This window comes from Streptomyces sp. NPDC086549 (assembly GCF_044746205.1).
Classification (GTDB): domain Bacteria; phylum Actinomycetota; class Actinomycetes; order Streptomycetales; family Streptomycetaceae; genus Streptomyces.
Genome location: NZ_JBIVBS010000017.1, coordinates 195,355 through 213,479 on the forward strand (window position 1 = coordinate 195,355; position 18,125 = coordinate 213,479).

Annotated in this window: 17 protein-coding genes, 1 pseudogene and 1 riboswitch; of the genes and pseudogenes, 10 read left to right on the forward strand and 8 right to left on the reverse strand. The window is 70.4% G+C overall.

What is annotated here, in order from left to right:
• Positions 1-220 precede the first annotated feature (220 nt).
• Complete coding sequence (gene fahA / locus ACIPSA_RS40075; RefSeq protein WP_402644219.1) at positions 221-1,441, reverse strand: fumarylacetoacetase; 1,221 nt, start codon at positions 1,439-1,441, stop codon at positions 221-223.
• A gap of 234 nt (positions 1,442-1,675) precedes the next feature.
• Between fahA and ACIPSA_RS40080 the strand changes: the two genes are divergently transcribed.
• From ACIPSA_RS40080 to ACIPSA_RS40090, 3 genes are all read left to right on the forward strand, one after another.
• Complete coding sequence (locus tag ACIPSA_RS40080; RefSeq protein ID WP_402644220.1) at positions 1,676-2,923, forward strand: ATP-grasp domain-containing protein; 1,248 nt, start codon at positions 1,676-1,678, stop codon at positions 2,921-2,923.
• Positions 2,924-2,985: 62 nt separating this feature from the next.
• On the forward strand, positions 2,986-4,188 hold the full coding sequence (locus tag ACIPSA_RS40085; protein WP_402644222.1) for an FAD-dependent oxidoreductase: 1,203 nt from the start codon (positions 2,986-2,988) through the stop codon (positions 4,186-4,188).
• A 198-nt stretch (positions 4,189-4,386) separates the two neighbouring features.
• A complete protein-coding gene (locus tag ACIPSA_RS40090) occupies positions 4,387-5,193 on the forward strand; it encodes an HAD family hydrolase (RefSeq protein WP_402644224.1) in 807 nt (268 codons plus the stop codon).
• Positions 5,194-5,213: 20 nt separating this feature from the next.
• Here the strand turns inward: ACIPSA_RS40090 and ACIPSA_RS40095 are convergent, their stop codons facing one another.
• Positions 5,214-5,708, reverse strand: coding sequence for a transglycosylase SLT domain-containing protein (locus ACIPSA_RS40095; protein WP_402644226.1), 495 nt, complete (start codon positions 5,706-5,708; stop codon positions 5,214-5,216).
• Between the two features lie 3 nt (positions 5,709-5,711).
• Positions 5,712-5,895, reverse strand: a riboswitch (cyclic di-AMP (ydaO/yuaA leader).
• 630 nt (positions 5,896-6,525) lie between these two features.
• Between ACIPSA_RS40095 and ACIPSA_RS40100 the strand changes: the two genes are divergently transcribed.
• The 5 genes from ACIPSA_RS40100 (at position 6,526) to ACIPSA_RS40120 (ending at position 12,217) form a co-directional block, all read left to right on the forward strand.
• On the forward strand, positions 6,526-7,536 hold the full coding sequence (locus ACIPSA_RS40100; RefSeq protein ID WP_402644229.1) for a polyprenyl synthetase family protein: 1,011 nt from the start codon (positions 6,526-6,528) through the stop codon (positions 7,534-7,536).
• A gap of 285 nt (positions 7,537-7,821) precedes the next feature.
• Positions 7,822-8,775 carry a CHRD domain-containing protein gene (locus tag ACIPSA_RS40105; protein WP_402644232.1) on the forward strand — a complete coding sequence of 318 codons (954 nt, stop codon included), beginning with the start codon at positions 7,822-7,824 and terminating at the stop codon, positions 8,773-8,775.
• A 237-nt stretch (positions 8,776-9,012) separates the two neighbouring features.
• Positions 9,013-10,290 (forward strand): outer membrane lipoprotein carrier protein LolA, encoded by a 1,278-nt coding sequence (locus tag ACIPSA_RS40110; RefSeq protein WP_402644235.1) that lies wholly within the window; start codon positions 9,013-9,015, stop codon positions 10,288-10,290.
• A 33-nt stretch (positions 10,291-10,323) separates the two neighbouring features.
• On the forward strand, positions 10,324-11,313 hold the full coding sequence (locus tag ACIPSA_RS40115; RefSeq protein WP_402644237.1) for an ABC transporter ATP-binding protein: 990 nt from the start codon (positions 10,324-10,326) through the stop codon (positions 11,311-11,313).
• A complete protein-coding gene (locus tag ACIPSA_RS40120) occupies positions 11,300-12,217 on the forward strand; it encodes an ABC transporter permease (RefSeq protein WP_402644238.1) in 918 nt (305 codons plus the stop codon). Before ACIPSA_RS40115 ends, ACIPSA_RS40120 begins: the two co-directional genes overlap by 14 nt.
• A gap of 22 nt (positions 12,218-12,239) precedes the next feature.
• Here ACIPSA_RS40120 and ACIPSA_RS40125 read toward each other — a convergent pair whose 3' ends face one another.
• Positions 12,240-12,833: a flavodoxin family protein gene (locus ACIPSA_RS40125; RefSeq protein ID WP_402644241.1), complete on the reverse strand. Its 594-nt coding sequence runs from the start codon at positions 12,831-12,833 to the stop codon at positions 12,240-12,242.
• A gap of 91 nt (positions 12,834-12,924) precedes the next feature.
• Complete coding sequence (locus ACIPSA_RS40130; protein ID WP_402644243.1) at positions 12,925-13,464, reverse strand: DUF6668 family protein; 540 nt, start codon at positions 13,462-13,464, stop codon at positions 12,925-12,927.
• A gap of 146 nt (positions 13,465-13,610) precedes the next feature.
• On the opposite strand from ACIPSA_RS40130, the gene ACIPSA_RS40135 reads away from it, so the two are divergent.
• On the forward strand, positions 13,611-14,858 hold the full coding sequence (locus ACIPSA_RS40135) for a tetratricopeptide repeat protein (protein ID WP_402644246.1): 1,248 nt from the start codon (positions 13,611-13,613) through the stop codon (positions 14,856-14,858).
• 22 nt (positions 14,859-14,880) lie between these two features.
• On the opposite strand, the gene ACIPSA_RS40140 is transcribed toward ACIPSA_RS40135, so the two are convergent.
• The 3 genes from ACIPSA_RS40140 to ACIPSA_RS40150 form a co-directional block, all read right to left on the reverse strand.
• Positions 14,881-15,357 (reverse strand): VOC family protein, encoded by a 477-nt coding sequence (locus ACIPSA_RS40140; RefSeq protein WP_402644248.1) that lies wholly within the window; start codon positions 15,355-15,357, stop codon positions 14,881-14,883.
• A 5-nt stretch (positions 15,358-15,362) separates the two neighbouring features.
• Entirely contained in the window at positions 15,363-16,331 is a 969-nt protein-coding gene (rarD, locus tag ACIPSA_RS40145; RefSeq protein WP_402644251.1) for an EamA family transporter RarD, read from the reverse strand.
• A 136-nt stretch (positions 16,332-16,467) separates the two neighbouring features.
• Complete coding sequence (locus ACIPSA_RS40150; protein WP_402644253.1) at positions 16,468-17,322, reverse strand: NAD(P)H-binding protein; 855 nt, start codon at positions 17,320-17,322, stop codon at positions 16,468-16,470.
• A 92-nt stretch (positions 17,323-17,414) separates the two neighbouring features.
• On the opposite strand from ACIPSA_RS40150, the gene ACIPSA_RS40155 reads away from it, so the two are divergent.
• Complete coding sequence (locus ACIPSA_RS40155; protein WP_402644256.1) at positions 17,415-17,834, forward strand: winged helix-turn-helix transcriptional regulator; 420 nt, start codon at positions 17,415-17,417, stop codon at positions 17,832-17,834.
• Between the two features lie 42 nt (positions 17,835-17,876).
• Here the strand turns inward: ACIPSA_RS40155 and ACIPSA_RS40160 are convergent.
• Positions 17,877-18,125, reverse strand: a pseudogene (locus ACIPSA_RS40160) (2-oxoacid:ferredoxin oxidoreductase subunit beta); the annotation flags it as partial.

Sequence of the window (18,125 nt, forward strand, 5' to 3'; positions counted from 1 at the left end):
GCGTCCCGCCAGTATGACGGCGACGGACCCCGGGAGTCAGGGGTCAACGGTTATCCGGCACCCCGGATCTCCACCCCGGCCCCGTCCGTCCGCCCCTACTCCCGCAACGCCCCTCGCGCAACGCCCCTCGGACAGCGCCCAGAACCTCCTCCTCGTCCGCTTGGTACTTACCGCTTGTATCAAGCGGTAAGTACCAGATGCGGTCCGCGGGGAACCTGTGTCAGCTGCTTGCCACAACCCGGCCGCTGACCTCTCCCAGCCCCACCCGGACCCCGGCCGCCCCCGGCGCCCACGCCGACAGCGTCACCACGTCCCCGTCCTCCAGGAAGGTCCGCTTGCCGTCCGGCAGTTCGAGCGGATCCCGCCCGTTCCAGGTCAGCTCAAGGAGTGAGCCGCGCTCGTGTTCCGCCGGCCCGCTCACGGTTCCCGACCCGTACAGGTCCCCGGTCCGCAGCGAGGCCCCGTTCACCGTCATGTGCGCCAGTTGCTGCGCCGCGGTCCAGTACATGGTGGAGAACGGCGGCTCGGACACCACGTGACCGTTGATCGCCACGGAGATCCGCAGGTCGTAGCCGTCCGGCTCGTCCCCGGAGCCGGAGTCGTCCAGATACGGCAGCAGCGGGTGCGTCCGCTCGGGCGGTGCCACCCGCGCCCCCTCCAGGGCCTCCAGCGGGGTGATCCACGCCGACACCGAGGTGGCGAAGGACTTTCCGAGGAACGGGCCGAGGGGAACGTACTCCCAGGCCTGGATGTCCCGGGCCGACCAGTCGTTCAGCAGGCACAGCCCGAAGACGTGCTCCCGGAAGTCGCCCAGCGCCACCGGCCCGCCCATCTCCGACGGCACGCCCACCACGAAGCCGACCTCGGCCTCGATGTCCAGCCGGACGGACGGGCCGAAGACGGGCGCCGGGTCGTTCGGCCCCTTGCGCTGTCCGGACGGCCGTACGACGTCCGTCCCCGACACCACGACCGTGCCGGAACGCCCGTGGTAACCGATCGGCAGGTGCTTCCAGTTGGGGGTCAGAGAGTCCTCGGCGTCGGGGCGGAAGATCTGCCCGACGTTCCTGGCGTGGTTCTCGGAGGAGTAGAAGTCGACGTAGTCGGCGACCTCGAAGGGAAGGTGCAGGGTCACCGACGACAGGGGGTGGAACAGTGGTTCGATCGTCTCGCGGTGCGAGGGCACCGTCACCCACGCCGTCAGCGCGCGCCGGACGTCCGACCATGCCGTGCGGCCCGCGGACAGCAGCGGGTTGAGGGTCGGGCGGGCGAGCAGGGAGGCGTACGGGGAACCGAGCGCGTGCGCCGCCGCGCCCGCGTCGAGTACATGGTCGCCGAGGCGGACGCCGACGGTCCGCTCCTGGCTGCCGGGGGGCGAGAACACGCCATACGGAAGGTTGTGCGGGCCGAAGGGGTCGCCCTCGGGGACGTCGAAGGGGGGCATGGGGTGCTGCCTCACTCTCATCCGTGCCATGCATGGCTATGCGTTCCATGTGGTCGCGCCACACGTTACGGGTGAGTTGCGCGTCTTGGGCAGTGTCTAAAGAGTTCGCAATGTCCGAATAGGTCTTGTCGGAGGGGTCAATTCCGGCTTAGCGTCCTTTGGGGACACGGACGGGGTGGATCCGGTCCGTAGGGGGGACGCGTGGGGGGACCCGTGGCCAGGAATGCCGTCAGCGTGCCTTTCGAGGCGGACCGTGACGTGCCGGGCCTGATCGTCAAGTTCGGCGACTACCCGCTGCACCACGGCGGCGTCGGCGCGATCCGCAGCCTGGGCCGCCTCGGTGTCCCGATGTATGCGATCACCGAGGACCGTTACACGCCCGCGGCATCCTCCCGTTACCTCACGCGCGCGTTCGTCTGGCCGACGACCGGTGCCGAGGATCCGGAGTTCCTGGTGGAGGGACTGCTCCGCATCGGCAACCGCATCGACCGCCCCACCGTGCTCATCCCCACCGACGAAGAGGCCGCCGTCCTGATCGCCGAACACCAGGACGCACTCAAGGGCCGGTTCCTCTTCCCGCCTGTCGACCCCGGCCTGCCGCGCCGCCTGGCCAGCAAGCAGGGCCTGCACGAACTGTGCCTGGAACACGGCATCCCCAGCCCGTCCGCGGCCTTCCCGCAGTCGTACGACGAGATCGTGGACTTCGCCGAGAAGGCCCGTTTCCCGGTGGTGGCCAAGAACCGCGAGGCCTTCGTACGGCGCAAACGGCCGGCCGTGAACGGCACCACGAGGATCGCCACCCCCGAGGGCCTGCTCACGCTCGCCCGCGACTGGGGCGAGCGCCCAGGTGTGATCCTCCAGGAGTACCTGCCGAGGGAGGAGGCCGAGGACTGGATCGTGCACGCCTGCTTCGACGCCGACTCCGCTCCGCTCGCCATGTTCACGGGCGTCAAGGTGCGCTCGTGGCCGCCGCACGCGGGCATGACGGCGAACGCGTACGTCGTCGACAACCCGGAACTCGCGGACCTCGCCGCGCGTTTCATCAAACAGATCGGCTTCAGCGGCATCATCGACCTCGACCTGCGCTACGACCGGCGCGACGGACAGTACAAGCTCCTCGACTTCAACCCCCGCATGGGCGCCCAGTTCCGCCTCTTCGAGAACGAGTCGGGGGTGGACGTCGTACGCGCCATGCATCTGGACCTGACCGGGCGCACCGTTCCGGAGGGGGAACAGCGCGCCGGCCACCGGTACATCGTGGAGAACATCGACCTCCCCGCTCTCCTCGCCTACCGCCGCAGCGGCTATACGACGCCGCACGCGCCGGCCCGGGCGAGCGGGACGGAGCTGGCCTGGCTCGCGGGTGACGACCCGCTGCCCTTCTTCACGATGCTCGCCCGCTTCGTGCGTCCGGGCGCGAAGCACCTCTATCAGCTGTGGCGGACGAACCGCCGCGGCAGCACGACCAGTTCGGGCGGTTAGTCAGTCCGATCGCCCGAGCCGGACCACGAAGTGACGTAAATGACGTCCTGGGGAGGGACTTCGTGATTCAACCGGTAGCAGTCATCGGCGCGGGCCCATTCGGCCTGTCCACCGCCGCACACCTTCGGGCGCGCGGCATCCCCGTCCGCGTCTTCGGCGATCCCATGGTGAGCTGGCGCGACCACATGCCCGCCGGAATGATCCTCAAGTCGACCCCGGCGGCCTCCAACCTCGACTGCCCGCAGCGCGGCCACACGCTCGCCGACTACTGCGACGCGGCGGGCATCCGCCGGCTGGTGACCGACGAGGACATCATCCCGGTCGAGACCTTCATCGCCTACGGCGAGTGGTTCCAGCAGAAGCTCGTGCCCGAGCTGGAGCAGGTGCGCGTGGTGTCCGTCGACCGCGGCAAGAGCGCCGGGTTCGAACTCAAGCTGGACTCGGGAGAGCTGTTCACGGCCCGCGCGGTCGTGGTCGCGACGGGCCTGTCGGGCCTGGCCCACCTCCCGGCGGAGCTCGCCAAGGCGGCGGCGGATGGACCCACCCCCACGGGCCCGGTCTCCCACAGCTCCCAGCACCACGACCTCACACGCTTCTCCGGCAAGGAACTGATCGTCATCGGCGCCGGCCAGTCGGCGCTGGAGACGGCGGCACTGGCGGCGGAGGCGGGCGCACAGGTGCGCGTGGTCTCGCGCGGTCACGGCAAGGTCGCCTTCGGCGCCCCGCCCTGGAACCAGCCGAAGCTGTGCCCGGTATCTCCCTTCGGCCGGGCCTGGTCCCTGTGGGCCCTCAGCTACTACCCCCACCCCTACCGCTACCTTCCGGCCCAGGTCCGCCACTACCTGGTACGCCGGGTCCTCGGCCCGCTCGGCGCCTGGTGGCTGCGCGACCGCTTCGAGGGCAAGGTGCAGGTCGAGGAGGTCGGCGCGGTGGTGGGCGCGGACGCCTCCGACGGCAGCCCGGTCCTCACGGTCCGCACCCACGCGGGCGGTACCACCCGGCTCTCCGCCGACCACATCATCGCGGCCACCGGCTACCGCGTGAACATCGCGGCCATGGATTTCCTGGGCCACGGACTGCGCACCCAGCTCACGGTGAGCCGCGGCGCCGCGAAGCTCGGCGCCGGCTACGTCTCCTCGGTCCCCGGCCTCTACTTCACCGGCCTCCCGGCCGCCGCGTCCTACGGCCCGGTGATGCGCTTCGTCTGCGGCACGGAGTTCGCCTCCCCGCGGCTGGCGAAGCACCTGGTGGCGGCACACGGCTGACATCCGTCCGGGCCGCCGGCCCAGGCCCTGGGTGTATTGATCACGAGCGTTGTCGACAGCCGCGGGGCTTGATCATGGCGAAGACCACGATGGGGAGGGAAGACGGGGAGGGAAGGAGCCCGCGGGCACCACTTGGGGCTGAGTGAGGCGGCCGGACGGGGGTGAGTCGGAGCGGCGTGGTGTCCGTATTCTCTGATCATGGCCGCTCCCCCCGCTTATACACTCATCGCCACCGACCTGGACGGGACGCTGCTGCGCGGTGACGACACCCTCTCCGACCGGTCCCGCGCGGCGCTCGCGCGGGCGGTGGAGGCCGGCGCGCAGCACCTCGTGGTGACGGGGCGCCCGGCGCCGAGAGTGCGGCCGCTGCTGGAGGACCTCGGCGGCAAGGGGCTCGCGGTGTGCGGGCAGGGCGCGCAGTTGTACGACGCCGGCGCGGACCGTCTGCTGTGGTCGGTCACTTTGGACCGGGAGCTCGCCGAGACCGCGCTCGGCAAGATCGAGGCCGAGGTGGGACAGGTGTTCGCGGCCGTCGACCAGGACGGAGTGGATGGGCTCACGCTCATCGAGCCCGGGTACCTGATGCCCCATCCGACCCTGCCCGCCGTACGGGTCCGGCGGCGCGACGACCTCTGGTGCGAACCCATCAGCAAGGTCCTGCTCCGCCATCAGTCCTTGTCCGACGACGAGTTGGCGGACGCGGCGCGCGGAGTCGTGGGTTCGCTGGCGACGGTCACCATGTCGGGGCCAGGGACCGTCGAGCTCCAGCCGTGCGGCATCACCAAGGCCACGGGCCTGGCGCTGGCCGCCGAACACCTCGGTCTGAGCCGTGAACAGGCCCTCGCCTTCGGGGACATGCCCAACGACATCCCGATGTTCCGGTGGGCCGCCCACGGAGTGGCGATGGCCAACGCCCACCCCGAACTGAGGGCGGTCGCCGACGAGGTCACCTTGTCGAACGAGGACGACGGCATCGCCGTCGTCCTCGAGAGACTCTTCGCCTGACCCGCGTCAGTCAGGGCCTGTCAGTAGGCGCTGTTGACGTTGTCCATGGAGCCGTACCGCGCGGCCGCGTAGTTGCACGCGGCCGTGATGTTCGCGACCGGGTCGTAGATGTCGAAGGACGTTCCGGCCACGTGGTACGCGTTGAACGTCGGGTCGATGACCTGGAGCAGGCCCTTGGACGGGATGCCCTTGACCGCGTTGGAGTCCCACAGGTTGATGGCCCGCGGGTTGCCCGAGGACTCACGCATGATGTTGCGGTAGATGCCGTTGTAGGTGCCCGGAATGTGCTTCTCCGCCATGATCGCGAGGGACTCGCGGATCCAGCCGTCGAGGTTGTTCGGGTACCCGGCCAAGGTCGTGGCGGGCGTGGTGGCCGTGGTGGCCGTCGGGGCGGCCGAGGCGGTGGTCGCGCAGACCAGCGGGACGGCGAGCACCGTGACACCGGTGCCGGCGAAGGCGAGCTTGCGGATGAGGCGGGACGTGCGGGTGCTGATGTGCTGAGCGGCAGCAGGCATGGCGAAGTTCCTCTCCGTCGCCTGCGAGGTGAGCTGTCGGGTTCGGGCGGGGAGGTGCCCGGCCGTGCCTCCGTGAGGCGGCACGACTTCACCCCTAGCCGTTCCGTGCGACGTGTGTCGTCCGGCCCGGCGACTTACCTGGTTCCCCCGCTCCTGCCTACGCGAATGAGTTCGTCGATGGGTTACGTCGGGCGGCGGCAGGATTAGGCGTCCGCCTGACAGGCTCGGAAGCTATGCGAGAGCACATGTCGGGAACAAGTACCTGATTCACAGAACGCACCATTTGACCTTGGTCTGATACGTATGAGGTACTTGATCCTTTGCGGGTGCCAAGCCTCAACTGACTTACGGGCAAAGGGTGGAACGGGTGTCGGGGGTGCGGTGCGCCATCGGGGCCACGTGACCCAACTCACGGAATAACAATCGCGGCGAAACGGACATGCAGGTCACGGCGGATCCGGTCGGTTCCGGGAGGTCGACCGCCGGATCGGGTGGTGGGCCGTGGTCGGGGCGGCCCTCGTTCGGCCAGACGGAGGACCGTGTCCGATGGATCGGGTACGTGGATCAGGTGTGGGCACCGGGTACATGGAGACCGGGTATATAGGAACGAAAAGTGTCACATCGTGGTGAATCTATAAATATCGAACCATATCTCCTGATCATGAACATACCGGTCGTGATCCGATACCGCCTGGGCTGTAACCGTGGGCGCTATCGGTGATCGAAACCTGACCGGATACGCTGACTTGAGTGATGGCAGCGACCTATCGACAAACCGTGTAATCGCCAGCAGACACCAGCAGACAGGAGACCCCACGTGACCGTCGTCGGGCCGTTCGGGCTGAGCGTGCGGGACCAGGCTCTGGAAGCCGATGTCCAGGCCGGAATGGCCGCTGTCGAGGAAGGCTTGCTCGAAGCCACCAAGAGCGAGGTCCCGTTCATCACGGAGGCCGCGCAGCACCTCGTGAGGGCGGGCGGGAAGCGGTTCCGGCCGCTGCTCGTGATGCTCGCGGCGCAGTTCGGTGACCCGTACGCGCCGGGTGTCGTGCCCTCGGCCGTGGTCGTCGAGCTGACGCACCTCGCGACGCTGTACCACGACGACGTGATGGACGAGGCGGCGGTACGCCGCGGGGTGGACAGCGCGAACACCCGTTGGGGCAACTCGGTCGCCGTCCTCACGGGTGACTTCCTGTTCGCCCGCGCCTCGCAGATCCTCGCCGACCTCGGCCCCGAGGCGGTGCGGGTCCAGGCCCTCGCGTTCGAGCGGCTGGTCACCGGACAGATCCTGGAGACGGCGGGGCCGTCGGACGGCCGGGATCCGGTCGAGCACTACCTGGACGTGCTGGGCGGCAAGACGGGGTCGCTGGTGGCCGTGTCGTGCCGGTTCGGGGCGATGATGTCGGGGGCCGACGAGACGGTCGTCGACGTGCTGACCCAGTACGGCGAACGGCTCGGCGTCGCCTTCCAGCTGGCGGACGACGTGCTCGACATCGCGTCCGACTCGCACGAGTCCGGGAAGACGCCGGGCACCGATCTGCGGGAGGGCATCCCGACGCTTCCGGTGCTGCGGCTGCGGGAGCGGGCGGCGCGGCTGGGGCTGGCCGAGGACATCGCGCTCTGCGAGCTCCTCGACTCCGACCTGACCGACGACGCCCGCCACGCCGAGGCGCTGGCCGGCCTGCGGGCGCATCCGGCGCTGGAGCAGGCCCGGCGCGACACCGTGCGCTACGCGGAGGACGCGCGGGCGGCACTGGCCCCGCTGCCGGAGTGCGACTCGAAGGCCGCGCTGGTCGAGCTGTGCGACGCGGTGGTGCACCGGGCCGGGTAGTTCCCGGGCGAGGGCCGTGTGGTGCCCGAGCGGAAGGCCGGGTGGTGCCCGTGCGAAGGCCCGGGTAGTTCCCGAGCGGAAGGCCGGGTGGTGCCCGTGCGCCGGACCGGGTGGTGTCCGTGCGCCGGATCGAGCGTTGCCTGGCCGTTGGGCCGGTCGGTTCCCGGCCGACGGCGTGACGCACGTCTCATTTCTGGACTGAGTCTAATCTAAGATCCCTTCCGTACCCATTGCCAGAAGCCGACGCAGGGGGCGTCGGCGGACGTACGGGGAGTAAAAAGAATCATGGGTATGAACGGAACGTTCTTCGCGCGCCGCAAGAGCCTCGTCACCGCCGCTGTCGCGGTGGCCGCCGCCGGCGGGGTCGCCGCCGCGGTGATCCCGGCCTCCGCCGCCGCGCGTCACGGAGACCAGGGCGGGACCGTCCTCGTCGCCAGTCTGCGCGGGGCCAACGAGGTGCCCGTGGCGGGCGGCCCCGCCGTGGGGGACAAGGACGGCGCGGCGCTGGAGTTCATCAAGGTCAAGGGGGACAAGGTGTCCGTCGCCGTGACCTGGCGCGGTACCGGCAAGCCGACCAACCTGCACATCCACCAGGGCGCCAAGGGCACCAACGGCGGCGTCAAGATCGACTTCGGCAAGGTGCTGGAGGGGGCGCGCAAGGGGCGGCACTCGGTCACCGGGTCCGTCAAGGTGAACGACCCCGCCCTGCTCAAGCAGCTCACCACCGACCCCGGCTCCTTCTACGCCAACCTCCACACCGCCGAGTTCCCGGGCGGAGCCGTCCGCGGGCAGCTCCACAAGGTCACCACCGCCGTCGACTTCCGGCACGCGCTCGGCAACTTCCAGGCCTCCGTCGTCAAGGGCAGGCAGATCTACGAGTGCAAGGCGGTGGACGGGGGCGGGTACGCCTTCGGGCAGCGCGACGTCAGCGCCCTGCTGGGCGGCGGCATCCGGCACTCCTTCGTGAAGCCCAACTCCGGCACCCCGCAGTGGGTCGCCCCGGACGGAAGCGCCGTCACGGGTGCGCTGATCGCAAAGACGCCCAACGGCGACGGCAACATCCCCGAGCTGGACCTGAAGGCCACCCAGTCCGGCAAGCACCGCGGCCTGCTCGCCGGCACCGGCGAGATCCTGCGGCTGAACACCGTCGGCGGAGTCGCCCCGACCGGCTCCTGCACACCGGGCACGATCGTCGGCGTGCCCTACCAGGCGGACTACGTCTTCGTTCAGCAGCACTGAGCCACGGCGGCGCCTCCCGGACAACCGACCCCTACGGGTCGGGGGAGGCGCCGTCTCCGTGTGTCATACCCCAGGCGTACACGGAGTTGAGTCCGGGGGCTGACGCTTCCGCACGGCCGATTTGGTCAACTGGAAACCACGGACATCACCACTCCTCACCGATTCGGGTGAGAATGGCGGCTCAGGGTGGGACAGAGTGCGAGGACAGCCGCCGCCGACGACGGAGGTAAGGCACACATGGCACCGTACGAATCCGGCGACAACACGGGCGCCGCGGAGGTCGACGACCTGCCGACAGGGCGGCGCAAGGCCGCCAGGTACGTAGTCCCGGTCGCGGTGGTGGGGGTGGCGGCGGCGACCATCGGGCTGGTCCCGGCACTCGCCGACTCCGGAGACCCCGACCTGCCGAAGATCACCGCGCAGCAGCTCATAGAGAAGATCGCCAAGTCGGACGTACAGCAGCTGTCCGGCACGGTGAAGTTCAGCACGGACCTGGGCCTGCCCGACCTCGGCGGCCTGGAGAACAGCCTGCTCTCCGGCGCCACCCGGTCGGGTGACGGATCGTCGGCCGACCCGTCCGCCAAGCTGACCGAACTCCTCACCGGCACGCACACCCTGCGCGTCGCCGCGGACGGCCCGGACCGGCAGAAGCTCTCGCTGATCGAGAGCGCGGCCGAGTACAGCCTCATCCACGACGGCAAGGACGTGTGGGGCTACGACAGCAAGTCCAACGAGGTGTACCACGGCACCTCGGACCAGGACGGCAAGGGCGGCAAGGACCGGAAGGGTCACAAGGAGGAACTGCCCGCCACCCCGAAGGACTTCGCCGACGAGGCCCTGAAGTCCGTAGACGACACCACGTCCGTGACCGTCGACGGCACCGTCCACGTCGCGGGGCGGGACGCCTACAAGCTGCTCATCAAGCCCAAGCAGTCCGGCAGCACGGTCGGCGCGATCAGTATCGCCGTGGACGCCAAGACCGGGATGCCGCTGAAGTTCACCCTCACGCCGTCGAGCGGCGGCGCGGCCGTGATCGACGCGGGCTTCACCCAGGTCAGCTTCGCCAAGCCGGCCGCCTCGACCTTCGCCTTCACCCCGCCCAAGGGCGCGAAGGTCACCGAGGAGGACGACCAGGCGCAGAAGGCTCCCGGCAAGGACTCCCTCAAGCCCGGCAAGGACTCCCTCAAGCCCGGCGGCGACTTCGCCAAGGGCCTCGGGGGGGACGACTTCGCCAAGGGCTTCGAGGGCGGTGACGGCTTCACCGTCCTCGGCAAGGGCTGGAACACCATCGCCACCTTCGACACCGGCAGCAAGGGCGGCGTGCCGTCCGGCTCCGCCGGCGGCGACCTGGGCGGCTTCCTCGGCTCGCTCGGCGACCGGGTGACCGGCAAGTTCGGCAAGGGCATGGTCTTCTCCACCCGCCTGGTCAACGCCCTGATCACGGACGACGGCAAGGTGTACGCCGGTGCCGTGACCAAGGACGCCCTGGTCAAGGCGGCGAACGCGGCGAAGTAAGTACCCTGCGGGCACGACGGATCGAGGGAGCCGATGGACGAACCGTCCGCCACGGAGCAGGACACGGGGGCGGAGGACGAGGGGCGGGACGCGCCGAGCGTCATCGACACCCGCGGCCTCACCAAGCGCTACCGCGGCGGACAGCTCGCCGTGGACGGTCTCGACCTGACCGTCCCGGCGGGCAGCGTCTTCGGTTTCCTCGGTCCGAACGGCTCCGGCAAGACCACCACCATCCGCATGCTGATGGGGCTCATCGAGCCCACCTCCGGCACGGCGCGGGTGCTGGGGCGCCCCATGCCCCGGTCCTCCCGCGCCGTGCTGCCGCATGTCGGCGCGCTCATCGAGGGGCCCGCCCTGTACGGCTTCCTCTCCGGCCGGGACAACCTCCTGCGGTACGACGCCGCCGACCCGACCGCCGACCCGCGCACCCGGCGCACCCGCGTCGCGACCGCCTTGGACCGGGTGGGCCTGACGGCCGCCGCGGGCAAGAAGGCGAAGGCGTACTCCCTGGGCATGAAGCAGCGCCTGGGGCTCGCGGCCGCGCTGCTCCAGCCGCGCCGACTGCTCGTCCTCGACGAGCCGACCAACGGGCTCGACCCGCAGGGCATGCGCGAAATCCGGTCCCTGGTACGGGAGCTGGCCTCCGACGGCACCACCGTCTTCCTCTCCTCCCACCTCCTCGACGAGATCGAGCAGGTGTGCACCCACGCGGCGGTGATGGCGCAGGGACGGCTCGTCACCCAGGGCGCGGTGGCCGACCTGGCGGCGGGAGCGCGCGGCCGGCTGGTCGTGACCACGCCGGACACCGCGGACGCGGCCCGGATACTGAAGGAGCAGGGCGTCGGGGACGTCGTCGTCGCCGAGGACCGGGTGACCTCGGAGCCCCCGCAGGGTGAACTCGCCGATCTGAACGCCGCGTTGGTGACGGCCGGGGTGCGCGTCCGGGGCTTCGCGGTGGAACGGGCCTCGCTGGAGGACGCATTCGTGGCACTGACCGGAGAGGGCTTCGATGTCGCAGGCTGAACTCGGGCTGTCGCAGTCTGAACGCGGGCTGTCGCAGGCCGAGGCAGGGGTCGTACGCGCCCCGAATCCGCTGTGGACCTTCGGTCTCCTCCGCAGCGAACTGCTCACCACCTTCCGGCGCTGGCGCACGCTCGCGCTGCTGGGCGTGCTGGCGGGAGTGCCGATCCTGGTCGGTGTCGCGGTGAAGATCGAGACGCGGGGCGATGGTCAGGCCGGCCGCGGCGGCGGAGCAGGGCCCGCCTTCATCGCGCAGATCACCAACAACGGCCTGTTCCTCGTCTTCACCGCACTGGCGGCGACACTCCCGTTCTTCCTGCCGATGGCGATCGGCGTCGTCGCGGGCGACGCGATCGCGGGCGAGGCCAACGCGGGGACCCTTCGCTATCTCCTGGTCGCCCCCGCCGGCCGTACCCGCCTCCTGCTCACCAAGTACGCGACGACGATGGCCTTCTGCCTGCTGGCCACCCTCGTGGTCGCGGTCTCCGCGCTGGCCGTCGGCGCGCTGCTGTTCCCGCTCGGCGACCTGACGACCATCTCCGGCACCCGGATCGGCTTTGGCGAGGGCCTGGGCCGGGCCCTGCTGATCGCCCTGGTCGTCGCCGCGTCACTGACCGGGATCGCGGCACTCGGCCTCTTCATCTCGACCCTGACCAACAGCGGGATCGCGGCGATGGCGACCACGGTGGGCCTGCTGATCACCGTCCAGATCCTCGACCAGATACCCCAGCTGCACGCGCTCCAGCCGTACTTCTTCTCCCACTACTGGCTGTCCTTCGCCGACCTGATGCGCGACCCCGTCTACTGGGACGACCTGGTCAAGAACCTCGGCCTGCAGGCCCTCTACGCGGCCGTGTTCGGCTCGGCGGCCTGGGCGCGGTTCACCACGAAGGACATCAGCGTGTAGCGCGACCGGCACCGCACGGGTTTCAAGCGGCTGCCGTCTCGTAGGGGAACCGCGCGAGCGGCGCCTCCCGCGCGAAGAACGTCTTCGCACGCGCCAGCGCCTCCGCGTCCCGCAGTACGTTCCCGGGCGCGCTGCCGTTGCCCAGCAGCACCCCGCCGAAACGCATCCGCAGGTACGCGGCCGAGTTGTTGAGCAGGCCGACCAGCGGATCGGCCACCTCCGGCTCCTTGTGCGCGAGCGCGGTGACGCCCCAGAGCGTGCGCCCGGCCAGGGTCGCCTTGAAGTCGAGGCCGGGGGTGCGCAGCCAGCCGGACCAGTAGTCCAGGTAGCGCTTGGTGTGGGCGGACACCGAGTACCAGTACAGCGGCGAGACGATCACGATGTCCGTGGCCGCGAGCGTGGCGTCCAGGAGCAGGCCGGTGGTGCTGTCGGCGGGGGGCCGCACGTGGTCGCTGTCGTGCCGCCGGTCCACGAAGTCGGGCAGCGGGTGCTCGGCGAGACTGATCCACTGCTGCTCCACGTCGGCGGGCAGTTGCTCGGCGGCCTTGCGGGCCAGCAGTTCGGAGTTCCCGTCGGCGCGGGCGCTGCCCAGCACGAAGAGGAAGCGGCGGGTCATGGTTTCCCCCAGGATGATCGGCGTACGGCCAATGCAAGCACGTGCATCATATGCACACGCAAGCAGTTTCTGAAGGGGAACTCCGGCACGACTACCGCCCGGCGCCCGCTGCCCCGGTCAACCGCACCAGCGCATCGGTCCCCCGCGGCGCCCCGCCGCTCAGATCGCCCAGGCGCCAGTCCTCCACCCAGGGCACCCGGTACACGTCGATGACCGACTCGATCACCTTGACCTGCCGGTCCAGCCGGCGCGGCAGCCGCCCCGGCGCGTCCGCGACGAGTACCACGGCGTCCAGGTCGAGACCGGCCGGTGCGGCGCCCCGCCGGAACATCTCGACGGCGTGCGTGGCACGGTCCAGCCCGGTCGCGTGGGTCCGTGCCACGAGCAGCACCGACGGCGGGGCATCGGGCTCCGGCCACTCGCGCCCGCAGTCCCGGCCGCCGTACACGGCCGCGAGCGTGCTGGTGCCCGCCCCGCCGTGCACGCCGACCCAGGAGAAGTGCCGGGTGGGAAAGGGCCCGTGAGCGGTCGTCCCCCACATCCCGTCCGGCTCCGGATGCCGCTCCTGTTCCGGTTCGGTGACCGGCCCACGGATCCAGATCTCCGGCCCCTGCTGCCCGCCTGGCTGCATTTCCGCGCTGCTCCCGTTCTGTCGGCGTTTCAGTGCCTGGTGCGAGTCTGTGACATCGCGGTGACGTGGGAACCGTAGCGAGAGGAGACACTCGACAGTACGCACGTGTACGACCGGATCGTGACGCCGGGGGAGTGAGGGGACCGATGTCTCGACTCAGCCGCGAGAAGAAGCGGGAACAGCAGCGGGCCGCCTTCCCGGCGGAACCGGTGGACGTCCGCGTTTCGGGCACGGGCGGCGCGTCGGTCGCCGGCGTACCGGTCGTGGCAGGACCCGGCGAGGAGATCCAGCACGCCGTCCTGAACCACCTCCACCGCCTCGTCCTCGCGGCCGGCCGCCCCATACTCGCCTCGGTCCACGACGCCCGCATCGGTTACGTCGTCCCGCTCCACGTCGAGGCGGACGGTTCCAGCCGTTTCGCGGGGGAGCCGTTGCGGATGGCTCCGCCGGCCGAGCGGGTGGCTCTGGAGAAGCCCACCCACCTGCTGCGGCCGGCCGGTGAGCCGGTGCGGGACGCCGTTCCGACGTTTCCGTTGCGGGCCGTGCCGGAGGCGGCGGCCGGGGAGCCCGTGGCGCCCGGAGAGCCCGTGGCACCCGGGACAGTCCAGATGCCCACCGGGGTGTTCGGGCCGCCGCCCGTCATGAGCACCGAGCCGGGACCGGTCGCCCTACCGGAGCCGGTTGCCGTACCGGAGCCGGTTGCCGTACCGGAGCCTGTCGCCGTACCCGAGTCGATCGCCGTACCCGAGCCGGGCGCCGAACCGAAGGCGGTCGTCGAATCCCCGGCCGTCCGGCAGCCCGCCCCCGAGTACGTCACCGAACCCGGCCCCGACCCCGACCCCAAGCCCACCCCCGCCCGGGGTTTCGACGCCGTGGCCGAAGAGGTGCTCGGTGACGGGCCGGTGACCACCACCGAGGAGGGCGCCGCGCTCCTCACCGAGCCGATGACGCGGATCAACGAGGCCGTCAAGGAGGGCCGGATCGAGGCGGCGGCCGCACTGGCGCAGCGCACGGTCGCGGAGGCCTCGGCCCTGCTGGGCCCGGACCATCCCGAGGTGCTCCACCTGCGTGAACTGACCGCCTACATCGCCTACCTGGCCGGCGACCCGCTCCGCTCGTTCCGGCTCTCGATCGACCTCGCCCGGCTGCGCCGCCACGCCCGGGACGCGGAGGGGGCGTACGGCAACGTGCAGAGCGCGGCCGCGGCCTGGCGCGCCGTCCGCGACCCCGAGCAGGGTCTGAGCCTGGGCCGCGAGCTGATCGCGCTGTGGACGGAGCTCACCACCGAGGAGGGGCCGGCTGCCGACGACATGGAGCAGCTCCGGTCCGCGCACAACCGCATGGGCCGCCTGACGGAACGCGCCCGCAGGGCCGCGAACCCCCGTAACTCCTAGGCGAAACTCCCAGGCGAAACTCCTAGGCGACGCAGAACTCGTTGCCCTCCGGGTCCGCCATCACCACCCACTCCCCGGAGGGCTCCCGCACCTCCCGCAGCACGCGTGCCCCCAGCCTCTCCAGCCGCTCGACCTCGTCCGCCCGCCTGCCCTCACCCGGGTGCAGGTCGAGATGGAGCCGGTTCTTGACGGTCTTGGCCTCCGGCACGCGCTGGAACAGCAGCCGCCGCCCCAGCCCGGTGCCGCGCTCCTTGTCGTACGGGTCATCCGGGTGCCGTACGGCGATCAGGTCCCGGAAGGCGGGGCGGCCGTGGAACTCGACGGTCGCGGCACCCGGGAGCGCGCCGAGCTCCAGCAGCCGCTCGACGAGCGCACTGTTGTCCTCGACCTCGTAGTGCAGCGCGGCGGCCCAGAAGTCGGCCTGCGCGTGCGGGTCGGCGGCATCGATGACGAGCTTCCAGTGCAGCGGGGCGGGCGTGGCGTCCGGCGTCGGTGTCATGCCGCTCACTTATAGCCGACGCGGGCGTTCTCCTCACGGGAAGCGGGGATCTGGCTGCCACGGAGTTCGGTGAGGGCGCGCGAGGTGCGGCGGGCGGTGCGCAGTGCGTCCCAGGTGAGCATCGACAGGGCCAGCCAGACCAGCCCGAAGCCGGCCCAGCGCTCGGCCGGCATGGCCTCGTGGAAGTAGAGGATGCCGAGCAGGAACTGGAAGACGGGGGCCAGGTACTGGAGCAGTCCGAGCGTGGACAGCGGGACGCGTATCGCGGCCGCGCCGAAGCAGACGAGCGGGACGGCGGTGACGATCCCCGTCGAGGCGAGCAGGGCCGCGTGCCCGGTGCCGCCGGTGGTGAACGTGGAGTCGCCGTGCGCGGTGAGCCACAGCAGATAGCCGAGTGCGGGCAGGAACTGGATCGCGGTCTCGGCGGCCAGTGACTCGATGCCGCCGAGGTTGACCTTCTTCTTCACCAGCCCGTAGGTGGCGAAGGAGAAGGCGAGACAGAGGGAGATCCACGGAGGCTGCCCGTACCCGATGGTCAGGACCAGTACGGCGGCGAACCCGATCCCCACCGCCGCCCACTGCACGGGCCGCAGCCGCTCCTTCAGGATCAGCACGCCCATGGCGATGGTGACCAGCGGGTTGATGAAGTACCCGAGCGAGGTCTCCACGACGTGCCCGGCGTTCACGGCCCAGATGTAGACGCCCCAGTTGACCGTGATCACGGCGGCCGCGAACGTGACGAGGGCCAGTCGGCGCGGCTGCCGCAGCAGCTCTCCGGCCCAGGCCCAGCGCCGTACGACGACGAGCGCGACGGCCACGAAGGCGAGGGACCACACCATCCGGTGAGCGAGGATCTCCACCGAGCCCGCGGGCTTCAGCAGGGGCCAGAAGAGCGGTACGAGCCCCCACATCCCGTAGGCCGCGAAGCCGTTCAGCAGACCTGTCCGCCGCTCACTCTTCGACACGTCGGCCATGGGCCCCTCCTGCTCATTCCTCGGTCCTGCCCGCCTGGACGAAGGTAGCGCCGAGCACCCCCGTCTGTCATGCCCGTATCGCTATACGGTCATGACAGACGGGGGTGGAGTGCGCTCAGGGAGCCGGCGAGAGCGTTCAGCCCTTGAGTGCGGCGGTGACGGCCTCGGCGAGCGGGGTGGTCGGGCGGCCGATCAGTCGGGACAGGTCGCCGGTGGAGACGACCAGCTCGCCCTTCGTGATGGACGCGTCCACGCCGACCAGGATCACGGCGAACGGCTCCGGCAGCCCGGCACCGGTGAGGATGCCCTGGAGGACCTCGCCGGGGACGGAGTTGTAGGCGATCTCCTTGCCCGTCTGCTTGCTCAGCTCGGCCGCGTACTCGGCGAAGCCCCACGCCACGTCGCCGCCCAGCTCGTACGCCTTGTTCTCGTGGCCCTCGCCGGTGAGCACGGCGACGGCGGCGGCCGCGTAGTCGGCACGCGAGGCGGAGGAGACGCGGCCGTCACCGGCGGACGTGACGACGGCGCTGTGCTCCAGCACCGGGGCGAGGTTCTCGGTGTAGTTCTCGTGGTACCAGCCGTTGCGCAGCAGCGCGTAGGGCAGGCCGGAGGCGAGCAGGACCTCCTCGGTGGCGCGGTGGTCGTCGGCGAGCGCGGCCGTCAGGCTGCCGGGAGCGCTGGTGTACGCGAGCAGCGCCGCGCCGGCCGCCTTGGCGGCGTCGATGACGACCTTGTGCTGCTGGACACGGCCCTTGTCGAACTCGTTGCCGGAGATCAGCAGCACCTTGTCGCCGGCCGCGAACAGCCCGTCGAAGGTCTCGGGCTGGTTGTAGTTCGCGACGGCGATCTTCACGCCGCGGGCGGCGAAGTCGGCGGCCTTGGCCTCATCGCGTACGACGGCGGTGATCTGCTCGGCCGGGACCTTCTCCAGCAACTGCTCCACGACGTGGCGGCCGAGGTGTCCGGTGGCTCCGGTGACGACGATGCTCATGATCTGGGATCTCCTTGTGGGGTGCGTCTGTCACTAACCCTAGGAGGTGCACTAACTCTTCGAAAGTACCCACTTTGAAGTAAGGTACTGGGATGGGAGTAAGTGTCGAGGAGCAGTCCAAGCAGTCCAAGCAGTCCAAGTACGAGATCGGCGAGGCGATGTGCCCCTACCGCCTCGTCCTCGAACACGTCACCAGTCGCTGGGGCGTTCTGATCCTGATCGAGCTCCTCGACCGGCCGTACCGGTTCAGCGAACTGCGCCGGGCGATCGGCCGGGTCAGCGAGAAGATGCTCACCCAGACCCTCCAGACCCTGGAACGCGACGGCCTCGTCCATCGTGACGCCAAGCCGGTCATCCCGCCCCGCGTCGACTACTCCCTCACCGACCTGGGCCGCGAGGCGGCGGAACAGGTGCGGGCGCTGGCGCTGTGGACCCACGAGCGGATGGACGACGTGGAGAAGGCCCGCAAGGCATACGACGAGGCCCGGGAACTCCAGTCCCGGGCCTCGTGAACGGACGGATGCCGGACGTCGGCGGTCTGGACGTCGGCGGTCTCAGCCGACGACCGTCCAGGTGTCCCCGCCGGCCAGCAGCGCCGCCAGGTCCCCCTTGCCGTTCTGCTCGACCGCCGCGTCCAGTTGGTCGGCCATCTGGGTGTCGTAGACCGGCCGCTCCACCGACCGGAAGACCCCGATCGGCGTGTGCCGGAGGGTGTCGGGGTCGGCGAGGCGGGAGAGGGCGAAGGCGGTGGTGGGGGATGCCGTGTGGGCGTCGTGGACGAGGATGTGGGCCTCGTTGTCCGG